This is a genomic window from Escherichia sp. AM3 (assembly GCF_032029835.1).
In the GTDB taxonomy this organism is placed as follows: domain Bacteria; phylum Pseudomonadota; class Gammaproteobacteria; order Enterobacterales; family Enterobacteriaceae; genus Escherichia; species Escherichia coli.
Genome location: NZ_JAVUPQ010000347.1, coordinates 1 through 1131, shown reverse-complemented (window position 1 = coordinate 1131; position 1131 = coordinate 1). Strand labels below are relative to the sequence as shown.

1 pseudogene is annotated in these 1131 nt (G+C 41.9%); it reads left to right on the top strand.

Going from position 1 to position 1131, the window contains the following annotated elements:
- Positions 1–1131 (top strand): annotated as a pseudogene (locus tag RTW80_RS25710) (conjugal transfer protein); the annotation flags it as partial.

Here is a 1131-nt window from a genome sequence, read left to right as displayed (position 1 = left end):
AGGGCATCCTTTATCAAACAAGCGATTCAGCGCAGTCCATTATGCGGGGAGCCAGTACGACGAAGTTGATATTTCAAAAGTGGATAACTTTATGAAGCTGAAAGACCAGTCTTCTGTTGAAGAGTTAATTCCGTACTCTTCACATATCACTGACAACATTATCGTTACAAAAAACCGGGATTTGCTGGCAACCTGGCAGATAGACGGTGCTTACTTTGAGTGTGTTGATTCTGAAGATTTGTCAATTCTGACAGATCAGCTCAATACGCTTATACGTAGCTTTGAAGGGAAATCTGTTACGCTGTATCCTCATCGTATCAGATGTAAAAAGGACGTCAGACCAGTATTTAACAGTAAAATTCCTTTTGTGAACAGAGTAATGAATGATTATTACGAGTCATTCCCTCAGTCTGAATTTTTCGAGAATAAATTATTTCTGACGATTTGTTTTAAACCTTTTACTACGGAAGATAAAGTAACGCATTTCTTTTCACGCGGTAAAAAACAAAAAGATATCTTTAAAGAGCCTGTTAATGAAATGAATGAAATTTGCGACAGGTTGAACACCTATCTGTCCCGTTTTCATTCCCGACGTCTTGGGCTTTATGAAGATCATGGGGTTGTTTATTCAGATCAGTTATCTCTGTTCCAGTATCTGCTTTCTGGTCGATGGCAAAAGGTCAGGGTTAGCAGTAGTCCGTTTTATACATATCTGGGAGGAAAAGACCTGTTCTTTGGTAATGATGCCGGACAAATTACCGCGTCAGACCATGCCCGGTATTTTCGTTGCATAGAGATTAAGGATTATTTTCAGGAGACGGATGCCGGTATTCTGGATGCTCTGATGTATCTCCCCGTTGAGTATGTCGTGACATCGTCCTTTACTGCGATGGATAAGCAGTCAGCGATTAAGGCGCTGGATGATCAGATCGATAAGCTGGAAATGACGGATGATGCTGCCAAATCTTTGCTGGCAGATCTGAAAGTCGGACTGGATATGGTTTCCAGCGGATATATTTCTTTCGGGAAATCGCATCAGACCCTGGTTGTCTTTGCGGATTCACCGGAGCGTCTGGTGAAAGACACCAATATCGTGACTTCCACTCTGGAAGATTTGGGGCTGATTGTCAC